Source organism: Rhodococcus opacus, from assembly GCF_012396235.1.
GTDB classification, from domain to species: Bacteria; Actinomycetota; Actinomycetes; order Mycobacteriales; family Mycobacteriaceae; genus Rhodococcus_F; species Rhodococcus_F opacus.
This window is the reverse complement of the sequence record NZ_JAAXPA010000004.1, coordinates 250,724-265,573: the sequence shown is the minus strand read 5'-3', so window position 1 is coordinate 265,573 and position 14,850 is coordinate 250,724. Positions and strand designations below refer to the sequence as shown.

Genomic DNA, 14,850 nt, shown 5'->3' with positions numbered 1-14,850 from the left:
CGATCACAGGGTTAGTTCGTGCCTATGTCCGCAGCGTCGCCCCGGACGAGTTTCTTGTCGCGCTCGGGGTTCGCGAAGACCAGGGCGCCGACGGCGCAGACGGCGGCGACGAGGCCGAGCGACTGGAACGCGGTGGCGTAACCCTCGGCGGGCGAGGCAGCCGCGTCGACGATCAGACCCGTCGCGTAGGGGGCGACGAGGCCGCCGATCGCCATGACGGCGAGGAAGACGCCCAGGGTGCCCGCGGTCTGACGGGGCGGGCAGATCTCCGAGATCGCCGCGTTGAGCAACGGGAACACCGACGCGGCGAAGCCGTAGCCGACGGAGACGACGAGGACGGCGACAGCGGGTGCGGTGATGGACGGGAGTGCCAGCAGGATCGCTCCGCAGATCAGCACCCCGACGGCGGGGACGATGACGCGGACGACGCGGGACGTCGAGCCGCGTGCGAGCAGACGGTCGCCGATCACGGACGAGAGCAACATCAGGATCAGCCCGGCGATGCTCGGGAATGCGAACATCGAGCCGGCCTGGAGTCGGCTGTATCCGAGGCCCACCTCGAAGTACGAGGGCAGCCACGTCAGAACCACGGCGACCAGCGCGTACACGCTCATGACGAGAAGCGCGCCGCTGATGAACGTGCGGGTCCGGAAGATGCGACCCCACGGCACCGCCGGTTCGCCCGCGTCACCGGGGGCCGCGGAATCGGCGCCCTTGCCGCTGCGAATGTACGGGCCCTCGCTCCAGACGGTCAGCCATACGACGCACCACAGGACCCCGATGACCGCCAGCGCGACCAGCGCGTAGCGCCACCCGAACGTGACGGTCACGAACGCGAGAGCAGGCGCGACGGCGATCTTGGCGATGGACGCGGCACCGGCGAGCAGGGCGCTCGGCAGTCCGCGCTTGGCGGGTGCGTGCCACGAGTACGCCGCCGTGTGGAGCAGAGCCGAACTCGGACCTTCGGCGAGCCCGAGCAGCAGGCGGCTGACCAGCAGCACCGCGAAAGACGCGACGACCACGAGCGGGAGTATCGCGACGGACCAGGCGATCGCGAGCAGCAGCAGCGCCCACCGCAGCGACATCCAGCGGTTCAGCGCGCCGGCGAAGAACCCGCCGACGGTGAAGGTCAGGAAGAAGAGGCTTCCCACCAGCCCGATCTGCGAGGCGCTCAGTCCCAGCTCGTGGGCGAGGGGTTGGGCGATGATGCCGAGGACGGCCTTGTCTGCGTAGTTGACGACGTAGAGCAGCACGAGGAGCCCGGTCAGGCCCCAAGCGCGGCTGCGGGACTCGGAACCGATGGCGACGGTCCGGTCGAGGATGGCAGTGGAGCGGGTCACGTGGTGATCCCTTCGGAAGGCGTGGTGGCGTGGGTCACAGTGTCACGGTTCATTGAACGTACCGGGGTGCCCGCGATCAATACGCACTCGGCGAAGGCACCGGCTACGTCTGCCTATGAGTCGGCGGATTCGAGGAGCCTGGTGTGCATTGGAGTGCGCTATCCGACCGATAGCCGAACGCCCCTAGCCGGGCCCCGCCGAATCGGGCATTCTCATCCCATGAGCCGCCTCGCCCGGACGTTCGATCCGACGAACAGTCCGAGGTTCGGAAGATGATCATCGGCAAGGGCGTACCAGGCAGTTACGCACTGTAATTCGAAGGAGAAAACCCGTGCAGCGTACGGTGTTCAACGAAGATCACGACGCGTTCCGGAAGACGATCCGCGACTTCATCGCCAAGGAAGTCGCACCCGTCCACCACGAGTGGGAGGGCGAAGGGCATCCCCCGCGCGACTTCTACCGTCGTCTCGGGGAGCTCGGGGTGCTCGGCATCCAGGTGCCGGAGGAGTTCGGCGGCGGCGGTGAGAAGAGTTTCAAATTCGCCGCGGTGGTCGGCGAGGAGACGGCGGCCGCCGGAGTCACGTTCGGCAGCTACTCCGTCCACACCAACCTGATCCTGCCGTACCTGCTCGAGTACGCGAACGACGAGCAGAAGCAGCGATGGCTCCCCGGATTCGCGTCCGGCGACATCATGTTCGCCATCGCGATGACCGAGCCGGGCACCGGTTCGGACCTCGCGAACATCGCGACGTCGGCCAAGCTGTCCGAGGACGGGTCGCACTACGTCCTGAACGGCGCGAAGACGTTCATCACCGGTGGCGCGCTCGCCGACCGGATCCTCGTGGTGTGCCGCACCGCGCCCAGCACGCCCGAAGACCGCCGGGCGGGTCTGACGATCCTCGTCGTCGACACGACGTCCGAGGGTTTCGCGGTGGGTCGCAAGATCGAGAAGATCGGGCTGAAGGCCTCGGACACCGCCGAACTGTCGTTCACCGACGTGAAGGTGCCCGTGGCGGACCGCCTCGGCGACGAGGGGGCCGGTTTCAGCTACCTCACCCACAACCTCGCCCAGGAACGCCTCTCCATCGCGCTCGGCGGGTCGGCCACCGCGGCCGCCGCGCTGCAGCACGCGATCGCGTACGTCAAGGAGCGCAAGGTGTTCGGCAAGCCCGTCGCGGCGTTCCAGAACACCAAGTTCGTGCTCGCCGAGTGCGCCACCGAGGTCGAGGCGATCCAGCTGATGGCCGACCGCGCGCTCGAACTGCACGATGCCGGCGAACTCACGGTCGCGGATGCCGCGAAAGCGAAGCTGTTCTGCACCGAGGCCGCAGGCCGGGTCATCGACAAGTGCCTGCAACTGCACGGCGGGTACGGCTACATCCTCGAGTACCCCATCGCGCGCCTGTACGCGGACACTCGCGTCTCCCGCATCTACGGCGGCACGAGCGAGGTCATGAAGACGATCATCGCCAAGGATCTCGGCCTCTGACCCCACACACCAACAGTATGGGCGTACTGTTTCGGGCGAGGAGGACTACATGTGGGATCCGAACAAGTACCTCGCCTTCGCGGACCATCGCGGGCGCCCGTTCTACGAGTTGCTGTCGCGAGTCGACGCGCGGTCACCGCGCCGCGTCGTCGACCTCGGCTGCGGTCCGGGAAACCTGACCGTCAGCCTCGCCGAACGATGGCCGGACGCCGTCCTCGAGGCCTCCGACAGCTCACCCGAGATGGTCGAGGCCGCGCGTGAACGCGGCCTCGACGCCAGCAGGCAGGACGTGCGCGACTGGACGCCGGAGCCCGACACCGACGTCGTCGTCTCCAACGCCGCCCTGCAGTGGGTGCCCGAACACCGGGAGCTGTTGCGTCGCTGGCCGACTCAACTGCCGTCGGGGGCGTGGATCGCGGTGCAGGTTCCCGGCAACTTCGACGCGCCGTCGCACACGATCGTCCGGGCCCTCGCCTCGAGCGACCGGTGGTCCCGGTTGCTGCCGGACGTGCCGTTCCGCGAGAGCAAGGTCGTCGACGATCCCACCGACTACGCCGGTCTACTCGCCGACGCCGGGTGTGCCGTCGACGCGTGGGAGACCACGTACGTGCAACAGCTGACCGGGGAAAACCCGGTTCTGGAGTGGATCACCGGCACCGCGCTCCGCCCGGTCAAGGACGCCCTCGCGGCGCCGGAGTGGGACCGCTTCCGCGACGAGCTCGTCCCACTCCTCGACGCGGCATACCCCCGGCGACCGGACGGCAGCACGTTCTTCCCGTTCCGGCGCATCTTCGTCGTCGCCCAGGTGCAGTGATCGACCAGGTGCAGTGATCGACCGGCTCAGCCGTGATGTCTCCGGTACGCCGCGGCCGCGCCGGGATGCAGCGGAACCCCCGCGGTGACGATCAGCGACTGCCGGTCCAGGAACTGGCTGCCGGTCGCCTGATCCGGCACCAGTTCCGCCGCGTGGTCGATGAGCACCTCGACGATGGCCCCGGCGGCACTGTCGGACACGGCCGGGTCGGCGAGCAGCAGGTTCGCGAGACCGATCGTCGCGACCGACGTCTGCTGTCCGTACGTGCCGGGCGGAATCAGCACCGGCTCGTAGCGCGGGCCGAACCGCTCCCGCAGCAATTCCAGTTCGGCGGACAGGTCGAGTAGGCGCAGCGGGATTCCGAGATTCGCGAACGACGGGGTGGGCACTCCACCGGCCCACAGAACCGCGTCGACGGTGCCGTCACGCAGCGCCTGCCCCGCGTCGGTCATCGACAGGTGCAGACGGGTCACGTCGCCCGGTCCCGCCAGACCCAGCACCTCGAGGATCCGCTCGCCCGTCAGTTCCGCGCCGGAGCCTGTGGCACCCAAGCTGATTCGGACTCCTCTCAGCTGCGAGGTGTCCGCGATCCCGGAATCGGCGCGCACCGCGAGTTGCATGTAGTTCTCGTACACCTTGCCGATGGCGGTGAATCCGGCGCCGGCCTCGAGAGCCGATACGGCTGCGTCGGCGAGGCTCAGAGCCAGTTCCGCGTCTCCTGATGCCAGCGCCGCCAGATTGTCCATCGACCCCGCGGTGCGGACGGGGACGATGCTCACCGGCAGTGCGGCACGCTCCGCGGCCTGGGCCGTCAATTGGGCGAACTCCCAGAAGAATCCGCCCTCCTCACCGGCGGCGAGCCGCAGCGGATCGCGGCCGCTGTCCGAGCACGCGGCGAGCACCGAACCCGTGGCCGCGGTGGCTCCCACGGCGACGACGCCGCACAGAAGTGCGCGTCGCGTGATCACGGCGCCACCGCCGGAAGGGTCAGCGTCACCCGGAGCCCGTGTGGCTGCTGCGCAGCGATGGTCAGCGCCCCACCGCCGCCTTCGACGAGCGCGGTCGCGATGGACAGCCCGAGCCCGGTGCCCTGCTGCCCCGCCCCGGACCCGCGGAAGAAGCGTGACGACAATTTGCCGATCTCGTCCTCGCCGACCCCGACCCCGTCGTCGCTCACCCGGATCTCGATTCCCGCGGCGGACCGTCCCGTGTCGATCCGGACCGTCGAACCTCGACCGGCGTACTTGTGTGCGTTGCTGAGCAGGACGTCCAGGACCTGCGCCAGGTGGCTGGATCGGAAGTCGGCGACCAGCGGTTCGGCCGGTTCCCGGAGCACGAGGTCCATCGCCGATTCCCCGAGAGCCTCCGTCCAGGCGTCGGCACGGTCCGCGAGGACGGCACCGACGTCGCATCCGCCGTGCGCGGTCTCGTCGTCGGCGGATTCCGCGGGCGATTCGGCGACGGCGAGTGCCAGCAGTCCGTCGAGGATCCCGCCGAGCCGATCGACCTCCATCCCGGTCCGGCGGTAGGTCTCGGCCCCGGACTGGGAGACATGCGGGCCGAGGGAATCCAACCGGATGTGCAGGGCCGCGAGGGGGTTTCGAAGCTGATGGGCGGTGTCGGCGATCAGCTGCCGCTGCGCCTGACCGGACGCCTGGACGGCACCCGACATGGTGTCGAACGCCTTCGCGAGTTCCTGGACCTCGGGCGGGCCGCTGTACCGGCCGGTCGGCCGACCGGTGCTGCGGCGCACCCGCGGACGCGGCGACGGGACCGCGTCGGTGAGGGCCCCGACCCTGGCGGTGAGCGCCCCGAGCGGACGAACGGTCCACCGGGACAGCGCGATCGCGACCGCGGTGACCGCCGCCAGCGCGACGAGCGCCCCCGCGACGATCACCAGCCACGACGTCCGGATGGATTCACGTGCGGCGCGGGTGGACACGTCCAGGACCACGGCACCGTCCACCTGCGCTCCGGTGCCGACGGGTACGGCCGACAGGACACGGTCCGCCGACCACGGGGTCAGCGAACCGCTGATCCCCTGCTTCTGGTTGCGCAGTCCCGCCGTGACCGCCGCGGCGACGTCGGAGTCGTCCGGCGACAGTCCGGCTCCCGCGCGGAGGTTGCCTCTCGCGTCGACGATGAGGACGCCCTCGCCGTACAACTCGTGGTAGCGGGCCACCTCCTCCCGCAGCAGCGTGGTACTCCCGGGCGCCTGGGTCTGTCCGGCGAGGCTGGCGAAATGCGTCGCGTCCGCCTCCCGGCTCAGCCGCAGAGCCTGGGTTCTCCCGGCGCTGGTGGCCAGCGCCAGCGGGACGGCGAAGGCCACCACCGCGACGGCCGCGAACACCAGCAGAACGGCGAGTACACGGCGGCGCACGTCAGGTGCCCCAGCGGTAGCCGTACCCGCGGATGGTCGAGATGAGCCCGGGCCGGCCCAGTTTCGCGCGCAGCCCGGTCATGTGCACGTCGAGGGTGCGTGAGATGGCCACGTACGCGTCGCCCCACACCGCATCCATCAGTTGCTGGCGGCTCACGGCCGCACCGGGACGGGTGACGAGCACCTCGAGAAGCTCGAACTCCTTGGCCGTCAACGCCACCGGAGCGCCGCCGACCTCCACCTCACGTGCCGCCAGATCGACCACCACGTCACCCTCGGTGACCGTCTGCTCGGCCGAGGCCGCGGTCGCGCGGCGACGCTGGGTCACGACGTCGAGCCGGGCCAGCAATTCCGCGAGCCGCGCCGGCTTGACGAGGTAATCGTCCGCACCGCCCCGAAGTCCCCGCACCACCGACCGTTCGTCGTCGCGGGCGGTGAGGATCACCACCGGAACGTCGCTGACGGCCCGCAGCTGCCGGAGCACCTGCAGGCCGTCCGCATCGGGGAGACCGAGATCGAGGATCACCGCGTCCATACCGCGATGGCCGAGAAGGAGATCGGAGCCGCGCCGCATGCGCACCGCCTCGTGGCCGTGGGTGGCCAGTGCTTCCACGAGTGCGTCGCCGACTCCGTCGTCGTCCTCGACCACCGCGATCTGCACTTCTCTTCCCTTCGATCAGCTCCGCGAGTCGACCAGCTCGACGTCGTCGTCCGGGGTGTCCTCCCGGCTGGTCGCCCGGTCGAGCGGCGAACCGTCCGAAGTCTCACGCATGAAGAAGTAGACGACGAGCGAGATCGCGATACACCCGGTCACGTAGTAGAAGAATAGCGATTCGTGGCCGGCCCGCTTCAGGGCGAGGGCGACGGTCTCGACCGTTCCGCCGAAGATCGCCAGCGTGAGCGCGTACGGCAGCCCGACCCCGAGCGCGCGGACCTTGGTCGGAAACAGCTCGGTCTTCACGATCGCGTTCACCGACGTGTATCCGGTGACGACGATCAGTCCCAGCATCATCAGGCCGAACGCGACCAGGGGGTTCGTCGTCTTCCCGAGCACGGTCATCAGCGGCACGGTCAGGACGGTTCCGCCGATCCCGAAGAAGATGAGCAGCTTCCGGCGACCGATGCGGTCGGACAATGCGCCGCCGATCGGCTGCAACACGATGAACACCAGCAGGGCCGCGAAGTTGATCCACGCCACCGTGTCCTTGGAGATGCCGGACGTGTTGATCATGTACTTCTGCATGTACGTGGTGTACGTGTAGAACGCCACGCAACCACCGAGCGTCAGGGCGCACACCAGCAGGCACTCGCGGGGGTACTGCAGCAGCATCCGGAGCGAACCTTCCTTCGGCCCAGCGTCCGAGGTGTCTGCGTCACGCTTCGCCTCCACCTCGTCGGTGAACGCCTCCGACTCGTCCATCGTGCGACGGAGCCACATCACCGCGACGGCACCGGCGGCGCCGATCAGGAACGGGATCCGCCAGCCCCACGACTGCATGGCCTCCGCAGGCAGCGTCAGCTGCAGGATGATCTGCACACCCAGTGCGATCAGCTGCCCGGCGACGAGCGTGACGTACTGGAAGCTCGAGTAGAACCCGCGCCGACCCGGCGACGCGACCTCGGCCAGGTACGTGGCGCTGGTGGCGTACTCGCCGCCGACCGACAGTCCCTGCAGCATCCGGGCGATCACCAGCATCACCGGTGCCACGAGCCCGATGCTCGCGTAGGACGGCGTGACGGCGATGACGAGCGAACCCGCCGCCATCACGGTCACCGACAGGGTGAGCGCCGATCGGCGTCCGTGCCGGTCGGCGTACCGTCCCATGATCCAGCCGCCGATCGGCCGCATCAGGAACCCGACCGCGAAAACGGCTGCCGTGGAAAGCAGCTGCGCGGTGGTGTCGCCCTCCGGGAAGAACTCCTTCGCGAAGTACACACTGAACGCCGCGTAGACGTACCAGTCGTACCATTCGATCAGGTTGCCGACCGAACCTTTCAAAACATTGCCGATGACTCGGCGCTCACCCGTCGATGTGGTGCTCACGCGGGACTCCTCTCGATGCCCTGGATCTCTGCGTTCACACCACAGTGGGTCACGTCACATCGATACGGAAGGGCCGCGGAGCCTTCCTAACACTCCCTTAGGGAAGAGCCCCCGTGAGTACTTGTTAACCGCGGGACGTTAACAAGTACTCACGGCTGGGGTGTCCTCGCCGAGCCGCGGCGGCGCGCTGCGATAGCTCGCCGGGGTGGCGCTGAGCCGGATCGGGTTCGCCACCTGACGCACGGGCCGGTCCCTGCGGGGGTCGTCGATCTCGACCACCGGATTCAGCCCGAGCCGCTCGGCGAGCGCCACAGCGTCGGCGATGTCGTTGAGCGGGCCGCACGGGACACCCTGCGCGGTCAGCTTCTCGAACCACTCGTCGGCCGAGCCCGCGGACAGCGCCGCGGTGATGTCCCGGACCAGTTGCTCGCGGTGCGCCACCCGTTGCGTGTTGGTCGCGTACCGCTCGTCGTCGGCGAGTTCGGGCACACCGAGAACCTCGACGAGAGAGGCGAACTGACGGTTGTTCCCCACCGCCAGCACCAGCGGACGGTCGCCGGTCCGGAAGACCTCGTACGGCGCGATGCTGGGGTGCCGGTTGCCCATCGCCTGCGGGACGACACCGGCGCCCACATACCCCGACGTCTGGTTCGCGAGGGCGGACAGCAGCGACGACAGCAGATTCACCTCGACCCGCTGCCCCTCCCCGGTGCGATCACGGTGACGCAGCGCCGCCAGGATCCCGACCGCGGCGTGCAGTCCGGTGATGATGTCGACGACGGCCACCCCGACCTTCGTCGGAACGCCAGGTTCGGGACCGGTGATGCTCATCAACCCGCCGACGGCCTGGATGAGCAGGTCGTATCCGGGCAGGTCGTTCTGGCCGCCGAACCCGGTCACCGAGCAGTAGACGACGTCGGGATTGATCTCCCGCACGGCGTCGTAGCCGAGCCCGAGCCGGTCCATCGTGCCGGGAAGGAAGTTCTCCACCACCACGTCGGCCCGGGCGGTCAGTTCCCGCGCCTGCTGCAGGTCGGCGGGCTCACGCAGATCCCAGGCGAAGGACCGCTTGTTGCGGTTGACGGACTGGAAGTAGGTGGATTCGTCGCCCACCCACGGCGGCCCCCACTGCCGGGTGTCGTCCCCGACGCCGGCGCGCTCGATCTTGACGACGTCGGCGCCGAGATCGGCGAGCAGCATCGTGGCGTACGGCCCGGCGAGCACCCGTCCGAAGTCGGCGATCAGCAGGCCGTCCAGGGATGCGCTCCCAGCCGACTCGAGCGACCTGCTCACCGGAACGCTGCCTCGCCCGTCAGCGCCTTGCCGATCACGAGCTGGTGCACCTCGGACGTTCCCTCGTAGGTGAGCACGGACTCGAGGTTGTTGGCGTGACGGATCACGGGGTATTCCAGTGTGATTCCGTTGGCGCCGAGGATGGTCCGGCACTCGCGGGCGATGGCGATGGCCTCGCGGACGTTGTTCAGCTTGCCCGTGCTGACCTGCTCGGGACGCGCCACGCCGCGATCCTTGAGACGTCCGAGGTGGTACGCGAGCAGGTGGCCCTTACCGACCTCGAGGGCCATGTCGGCGATCTTGACCTGCGTGATCTGGTAAGCGGCGAGCGACTTGTCGAAGACCTGACGGTCCTGCGCGTAGGAGATGGCGGATTCGAGGCAGTCGCGGGCGGCGCCCATCGCACCGAAGATGATGCCGAACCGTGCCTCGTTGAGGCAGCCCAGCGGACCGGACAGTCCCTTGGCCTCGGGCAGCATCGCGGATTCGGGCAGCCGGACGTCCTCGAGCACGAGTTCCGAGGTGACGGACGCCCGCAGCGACATCTTGTGCTTGATCTCGGGCGCCGAGAAGCCGGGGGTGTCGGTGGGCACGACGAATCCGCGGATGCCGTCGTCGGTGCGTGCCCACACGACGGCGACGTCGGCGACGGATCCGTTGGTGATCCACATCTTGGTGCCGTTGAGGATCCAGTCGTCACCGTCCCGCTTGGCGCCCGTGCGCATGCCGGCGGGGTTGGAGCCGAAGTCGGGCTCGGTCAGTCCGAAGCAGCCGATCGCCGTGCCCGCGGCCATGCGGGGCAGCCATTCCTGCTTCTGGTCTTCGCTGCCGTAGTGGTGGATCGCGTACATGGCCAGCGAGCCCTGGACGGACACGAGGCTGCGGATTCCGGAGTCGACGGCCTCGAGTTCCAGGCAGGCCAGGCCGTAGGCGGTGGCGCTCATGCCGGCGCAGCCGTATCCCTCGAGGTGCATGCCGAGCACGCCGAGTTCGCCCAGCCCTTCCGCCAGTTCACGCACGGGCAGTGCCGCCGCTTCGAACCATTCGCCGATGTGCGGCCGGATCTTCTCGTCCGCGAATCGGCGCACGGTGTCGCGGATCGCGATCTCCTCGGTGTCGAGCAGCGAGTCGAGGGCGAACAGCTGGGACAGGGACTGCGGGTCGGACATTGTTCCTCCACGGGGCCGGTGGGGCTGATGTGCAAACGTTCGCGAGAACGATTGCACGAACGATTTCGTCACGTAGACTAAGGCGCGTTCCGGCGGCCGTCAACCACGACGCCCACCGGCCCCCGTCCCCGAGCGCGAGGATTGCCCGTGAACCAGCCGGACCGCCCGACACGCACCTCCGGGCGTCCGCCTACCCTCCGCGAGATCGCCGAACGCGCCGGCGTCCACGTGTCGACGGCGTCCCGGGTGCTCCGGCAGCCCGAACCCGCCGACGGCTGGTCCGAGGCCGCGCTGCGGGTGCGCGAGGTGGCGGTGGAACTCGGCTACCAGCCCAACCTGTGGGCCGCGAGCCTGCGGACCCGGAAGACCACCACCCTCGGCGTCGTCATGCCGCGACTCACCGACGGCGTGGTCGCGACCATGTTCCAGGGCATCGAGGAGACGGCAACGCAGGCCGGCTACTCCGTGCTGCTGTCGAGCCCACCCGATGACCTCGACGCCCAGCGCCGCGCCATCGAGTTCCTCGTCAGCAGGCAGGTGGACGGTCTGCTGCTCAGCAGCCTGCACAGTCCCGGCCGCGAATTCGTCGACTCGCTGTCGGTGGGGGCACTGCCGATGCTGCAGCTCAACCGGCACGCCGACGTCGGTCTGCCGTTCGTGTCCGGCGACGACCACCGCGGCGGCTACCTCGCCGGACGCCATCTCCTCGACCGCGGCTTCACCGAGGTCGCCGTCATCGCAGGCCCCGACCATGCGAGCACCTCCCGCGACCGCCTCGCCGGGTTCCGCGACGCGCTGGCCGAGAACGGCATCGAACTCCGCCCGGATCGCGTCGTCCGCTCCGACTTCGACGTGTCCGGCGGTGTCGCCGCGGCCACCGTTCTCCTCGAGTCGGATTCGCGTCCCGAGGCGATCTTCACCGTCAGCGACACCATCGCGATCGGCGTACTCGGCGTCGCCCGGGACCTCGGGCTGCGGATCCCCGAAGATCTCGCGCTCGTCGGATACAACGACATTCCGGTGGTCGCCCAGCTGCCGGTGCCGCTGACAACCGTCCGGTCACCCGCGCGCCTGATCGGCGCGACGGGTGTGCGTCATCTCCTGTCGATCATCGCGGGCAACGACGTGGAATCGGTGAAACTCCCGGTCGAGCTGATCGAGCGGGCGTCGACCAGGAAGTAGTCAGAGCGTCGCCCGCAGTTCGCGTTTGAGAAGCTTCCCGCTCTGGTTGCGGGGCAGCTCGTCCACGAACACCACCTGCTTGGGCACCTTGAACGGCGCGATGCGCTCCTTGACGTGGGCGATCAACCCGTCCGGCGTCACGCCGGCCGCGTTCTCCCGCAGCACCACCACCGCGGTGATCGCCTCGATCCACTTGTCGTCCGGGGTCCCGATGACGGCCACCTCGGCCACGTCCGGATGCGTGTAGACGGCGTCCTCGACCTCGCGCGACGCCACCAGGATGCCGCCGGTGTTGATGACGTCCTTGATGCGGTCGACGACGGTGATGTACCCCTCCGGGTCCCGCGTCACCAGATCGCCCGAGTGGAACCAGCCGTCGCGGAACGCCTCCGCGGTGGCGTCGGGGTTGTCCCAGTACCCCAGGCACAGCTGGGGTGAACGGTAGAGCACCTCACCGGGCGTGCCGTCCGGAACGTCGTTGCCGTCCGGATCCACCACCCGCGTTTCGACGAAGAACACGGCCTTGCCGCACGACGACGGCCGCTCCTCGTGTTCCTCGGGCTGCAGCACCGTGGCGAGCGGACCGATCTCGGACTGTCCGAAGCAGTTGTAGAACCCGAGGTCGGGGTAGCGTTCACGCAGCCTGTTCAGCACCGTCACCGGCATGATCGACGCGCCGTACTGCGCCTTCTTCAGCGACGACAGGTCGCGGGTCTCGAGATCCGGATGTCCGGCGAGCGGCACCCACACCGTCGGCGCCAGGAACAGCGAGCCGATGCGATCCGCCTCGATGCGCCGCAGGATCTCCGGGATGTCCGGGGTTTGCATCAGATTCACGGTGGCGCCCACCGACAGGTACGGCATCATGAAGACGTGCATGCCCGCCGAGTGGTACAGCGGCATGCAGATCAGCGGATTGTCGCCGTCGCTCAGCGCGAGGGCGATCACGGACGACACGTACTCGTGCACGAGACCGCCGTGAGTCATCATGGCGCCCTTCGGCTTCGATGTCGTCCCGGACGTGTACAGCAATTGCGCCAGATCGGTGGATGCGACCGGCACCGCGAGCACGGGTACGTCGCCGGAGCCGCTGTGGGCGAGAAGCGAGTCTTCGGCGTCGCGCAGGGGCACCACGTGGCGCAGTTCGAGCGCGTCCCGGACCGAGTCGAGCGCGCCCCTCAGCGCCGGATCGACCAGCACGGCGGCGCTCCCGGACTGCGACACCAGATAGGTCAGCTCCTCGCCCTCGAGCGCATAGTTGACGGGGACGTGCACGAGACCCGCACGCGCGCAGGCCAGGAACCCGATCGTGTACGCGTCCGAGTTGGTGCCGTACGCGGCCACCCGCTCACCGGCCGACAGTCCGAGCGACTGCAGGTAGGCGGCCGCTCGGCTGACCGCGTCGTCGAGTTCACGGTACGTCCACGTGCGGTCTTCGAACGTCAGCGCCCTGCGGTCGGGGAACTTGGCGGCCGAGCGCCGCAGCACTCCGTCGACGGTATCGGTACGCGCATCCAGACTCATGCACGAAGGTTATAGGACGTCCAAGTACCTTGCCGGAGGTTTCGGCTACCGCCTTGCAGGCACCAACATCGGCTCGTGCATGTCGTAGTACGACACGTCGCCCATCAACCGCCCCTCTTCCTCGAACAACGACCGCAGGTCGTCCGGGATCTCGACCTTCTCGTGCTCGCGGGCCTCCGATTCCGAGGTGAAGTACACCGCCTCGACATACCCGCCGTCGCCGTACGTGCACAACGTTCCGCCGAGGATCTCCGGGCGCAGCTGATGAACCTGGGGTTCGGCCTGTTCCAGCAGCTCCCGCATCCGACTCGCGTCGGAGGTGTGCCCCTCCATGACCTGAACGAATGTCGCGTCGTCCGAGCCACCACCCATCCACTCCATCACGTCCGGGCAGTCCATGAACGACACGGCACCCTCGAAGCACCTCTCGGTCTCTGCCCACCACGCGCCCTGCTCGGGACGCTCGCTGTTTCGCCGGGCGGCTTCGGCCGATTCGAACCGCGCGAGGGCGATGAACGTTCCGTCGTCGCACAATCCTTGGGTGCAGCCCAGGAAGCCCGTCGCTCCCGGTCGCACGTCCTCCGTCCAGCGGTCCATGCACCGGCGCAGGCCGGCCTCGTCGGACACCTTTCCTTGAATAACCTGGATGAACATCGATAGTCACCTCCCGCGGGGGTCGCCCCGCAGTGAGAACGATCTCGGTGACCGACCCGTCGCGGTCCACCGTCAGCGGGCACCGACGGCCCGCGGCCGCAGCCACTGCACGGTCAATACTTCGCCGGTTCGCTGGACCGCGCAATGCAGACAGCGCGCGCTATTTTCCCTGCCACTGCGGTGTGCGCTTGTCGACGAACGCCTGCATGCCCTCCTGGGCGTCGCATGTGATCGCGTTGGTGGCCATCGTCTCCGCCATCGCCGCGTAGGCCTCGCCTTGAGGGAGCTCGATCTGCCGGTAGAACGCCTGCTTGCCGATTTTCACCGTGAGCGGGCTGGCCTTCGTGATCTTCGCGGCGAGAGCCCGGGTCTGCGCGTCGAGTTCCTCGGGTGCCACGACCAGGTTCACCAGCCCCCAGTCGGCGGCGGTCTCCGCCCCGATCGTCTCACCGGTGAGCAGCATCTGCAGGGCGCGCTTACGTCCGATCGCGCGGCTGAAGGCCACCATCGGAGTGGAGCAGAACAGGCCGATCTTCACCCCCGGCGTCCCGAACACGGCGTTCGACGACGCGACGACCAGGTCGCACGACGCCGCGAGCTGACAGCCCGCCGCGACCGCCGCGCCCTGGACGGACGCGATGACCGGTTGGGGAATGTCCTGCACGGTCTGCATCATCTCGACGCAGGTGTCGAAGATGGCCTGCTCGTCCTCGAGTGTGCGGCCGATCATCTCCTTCAGGTCGTGGCCTGCGGAGAACACCGGTCCTGCAGCCCTGATGACGACGACGCGCGTGGTGTCGTCGTCGCCCAGCTTTCGGAGCGCCGCGGTGACGTCCCGCATGGCCTCGGACGACAGCGGATTGCGCTGCTCGGGGCGGTTCAGGGTGAGGAACGCGACGCCGGTGTCCGGCTCGGCAGTGGTCTCGACGAAGTTCTCGGTCATGACTACTGCCTACCACCC

At 68.6% G+C, this 14,850-nt stretch carries 13 protein-coding genes; 3 read left to right on the top strand and 10 right to left on the bottom strand.

Annotated features, from left to right (window positions below):
- Window positions 1-11: 11 nt before the first annotated feature.
- The gene (locus tag HGB39_RS07215) at window positions 12-1,340 is read right to left on the bottom strand and encodes an MFS transporter (protein WP_005261387.1); all 1,329 of its coding nucleotides are present in this window, start codon (window positions 1,338-1,340) and stop codon (window positions 12-14) included.
- 331 nt (window positions 1,341-1,671) lie between these two features.
- Here HGB39_RS07215 and HGB39_RS07210 point away from each other — a divergent pair, with 331 nt between their 5' ends.
- Together HGB39_RS07210 and HGB39_RS07205 are read left to right on the top strand one after the other, a co-directional pair.
- Window positions 1,672-2,829 carry an acyl-CoA dehydrogenase family protein gene (locus tag HGB39_RS07210; RefSeq protein ID WP_005261386.1) on the top strand — a complete coding sequence of 386 codons (1,158 nt, stop codon included), beginning with the start codon at window positions 1,672-1,674 and terminating at the stop codon, window positions 2,827-2,829.
- A gap of 49 nt (window positions 2,830-2,878) precedes the next feature.
- Window positions 2,879-3,643, top strand: coding sequence for a trans-aconitate 2-methyltransferase (locus HGB39_RS07205; RefSeq protein ID WP_005261385.1), 765 nt, complete (start codon window positions 2,879-2,881; stop codon window positions 3,641-3,643).
- A 26-nt stretch (window positions 3,644-3,669) separates the two neighbouring features.
- Here HGB39_RS07205 and HGB39_RS07200 read toward each other — a convergent pair whose 3' ends face one another.
- From HGB39_RS07200 to HGB39_RS07175, 6 genes are all read right to left on the bottom strand, one after another.
- Entirely contained in the window at window positions 3,670-4,611 is a 942-nt protein-coding gene (locus tag HGB39_RS07200; RefSeq protein ID WP_005261384.1) for a TAXI family TRAP transporter solute-binding subunit, read from the bottom strand.
- Window positions 4,608-6,023, bottom strand: coding sequence for a sensor histidine kinase (locus HGB39_RS07195; protein WP_005261383.1), 1,416 nt, complete (start codon window positions 6,021-6,023; stop codon window positions 4,608-4,610). The genes HGB39_RS07200 and HGB39_RS07195 overlap by 4 nt, the downstream gene beginning before the upstream one ends.
- 1 nt (window position 6,024) lies before the next feature.
- A complete protein-coding gene (locus HGB39_RS07190) occupies window positions 6,025-6,684 on the bottom strand; it encodes a response regulator transcription factor (RefSeq protein WP_005261382.1) in 660 nt (219 codons plus the stop codon).
- Between the two features lie 15 nt (window positions 6,685-6,699).
- Window positions 6,700-8,067, bottom strand: a complete 1,368-nt coding sequence (locus tag HGB39_RS07185; protein ID WP_005261381.1) for an MFS transporter — start codon at window positions 8,065-8,067, stop codon at window positions 6,700-6,702.
- 138 nt (window positions 8,068-8,205) lie between these two features.
- The gene (locus tag HGB39_RS07180) at window positions 8,206-9,360 is read right to left on the bottom strand and encodes a CaiB/BaiF CoA transferase family protein (RefSeq protein ID WP_005569541.1); all 1,155 of its coding nucleotides are present in this window, start codon (window positions 9,358-9,360) and stop codon (window positions 8,206-8,208) included.
- Entirely contained in the window at window positions 9,357-10,529 is a 1,173-nt protein-coding gene (locus tag HGB39_RS07175; protein ID WP_005261379.1) for an acyl-CoA dehydrogenase family protein, read from the bottom strand. Before HGB39_RS07175 ends, HGB39_RS07180 begins: the two co-directional genes overlap by 4 nt.
- 147 nt (window positions 10,530-10,676) lie before the next feature.
- On the opposite strand from HGB39_RS07175, the gene HGB39_RS07170 reads away from it, so the two are divergent.
- Entirely contained in the window at window positions 10,677-11,711 is a 1,035-nt protein-coding gene (locus tag HGB39_RS07170) for a LacI family DNA-binding transcriptional regulator (RefSeq protein ID WP_005569540.1), read from the top strand.
- Here the strand turns inward: HGB39_RS07170 and HGB39_RS07165 are convergent, their stop codons facing one another.
- From HGB39_RS07165 to HGB39_RS07155, 3 genes are all read right to left on the bottom strand, one after another.
- Window positions 11,712-13,235: an acyl-CoA synthetase gene (locus HGB39_RS07165; protein WP_005569539.1), complete on the bottom strand. Its 1,524-nt coding sequence runs from the start codon at window positions 13,233-13,235 to the stop codon at window positions 11,712-11,714.
- A 45-nt stretch (window positions 13,236-13,280) separates the two neighbouring features.
- Window positions 13,281-13,889 (bottom strand): hypothetical protein, encoded by a 609-nt coding sequence (locus tag HGB39_RS07160; RefSeq protein WP_043791242.1) that lies wholly within the window; start codon window positions 13,887-13,889, stop codon window positions 13,281-13,283.
- A gap of 160 nt (window positions 13,890-14,049) precedes the next feature.
- Complete coding sequence (locus HGB39_RS07155) at window positions 14,050-14,832, bottom strand: enoyl-CoA hydratase (protein WP_064080198.1); 783 nt, start codon at window positions 14,830-14,832, stop codon at window positions 14,050-14,052.
- Between the last annotated feature and the right edge of the window lie 18 nt (window positions 14,833-14,850).

Bases quoted from the DNA above. Each gene is read 5' to 3' on its own strand.
- HGB39_RS07205 (WP_005261385.1), top strand. From the start codon at position 2,879: ATGTGGGATCCGAACAAGTACCTCGCCTTCGCGGACCATCGCGGGCGC.
- HGB39_RS07175 (WP_005261379.1), bottom strand. From the start codon at position 10,529: ATGTCCGACCCGCAGTCCCTGTCCCAGCTGTTCGCCCTCGACTCGCTG.
- HGB39_RS07165 (WP_005569539.1), bottom strand. From the start codon at position 13,235: ATGAGTCTGGATGCGCGTACCGATACCGTCGACGGAGTGCTGCGGCGC.
- HGB39_RS07160 (WP_043791242.1), bottom strand. From the start codon at position 13,889: ATGTTCATCCAGGTTATTCAAGGAAAGGTGTCCGACGAGGCCGGCCTG.
- HGB39_RS07155 (WP_064080198.1), bottom strand. From the start codon at position 14,832: ATGACCGAGAACTTCGTCGAGACCACTGCCGAGCCGGACACCGGCGTC.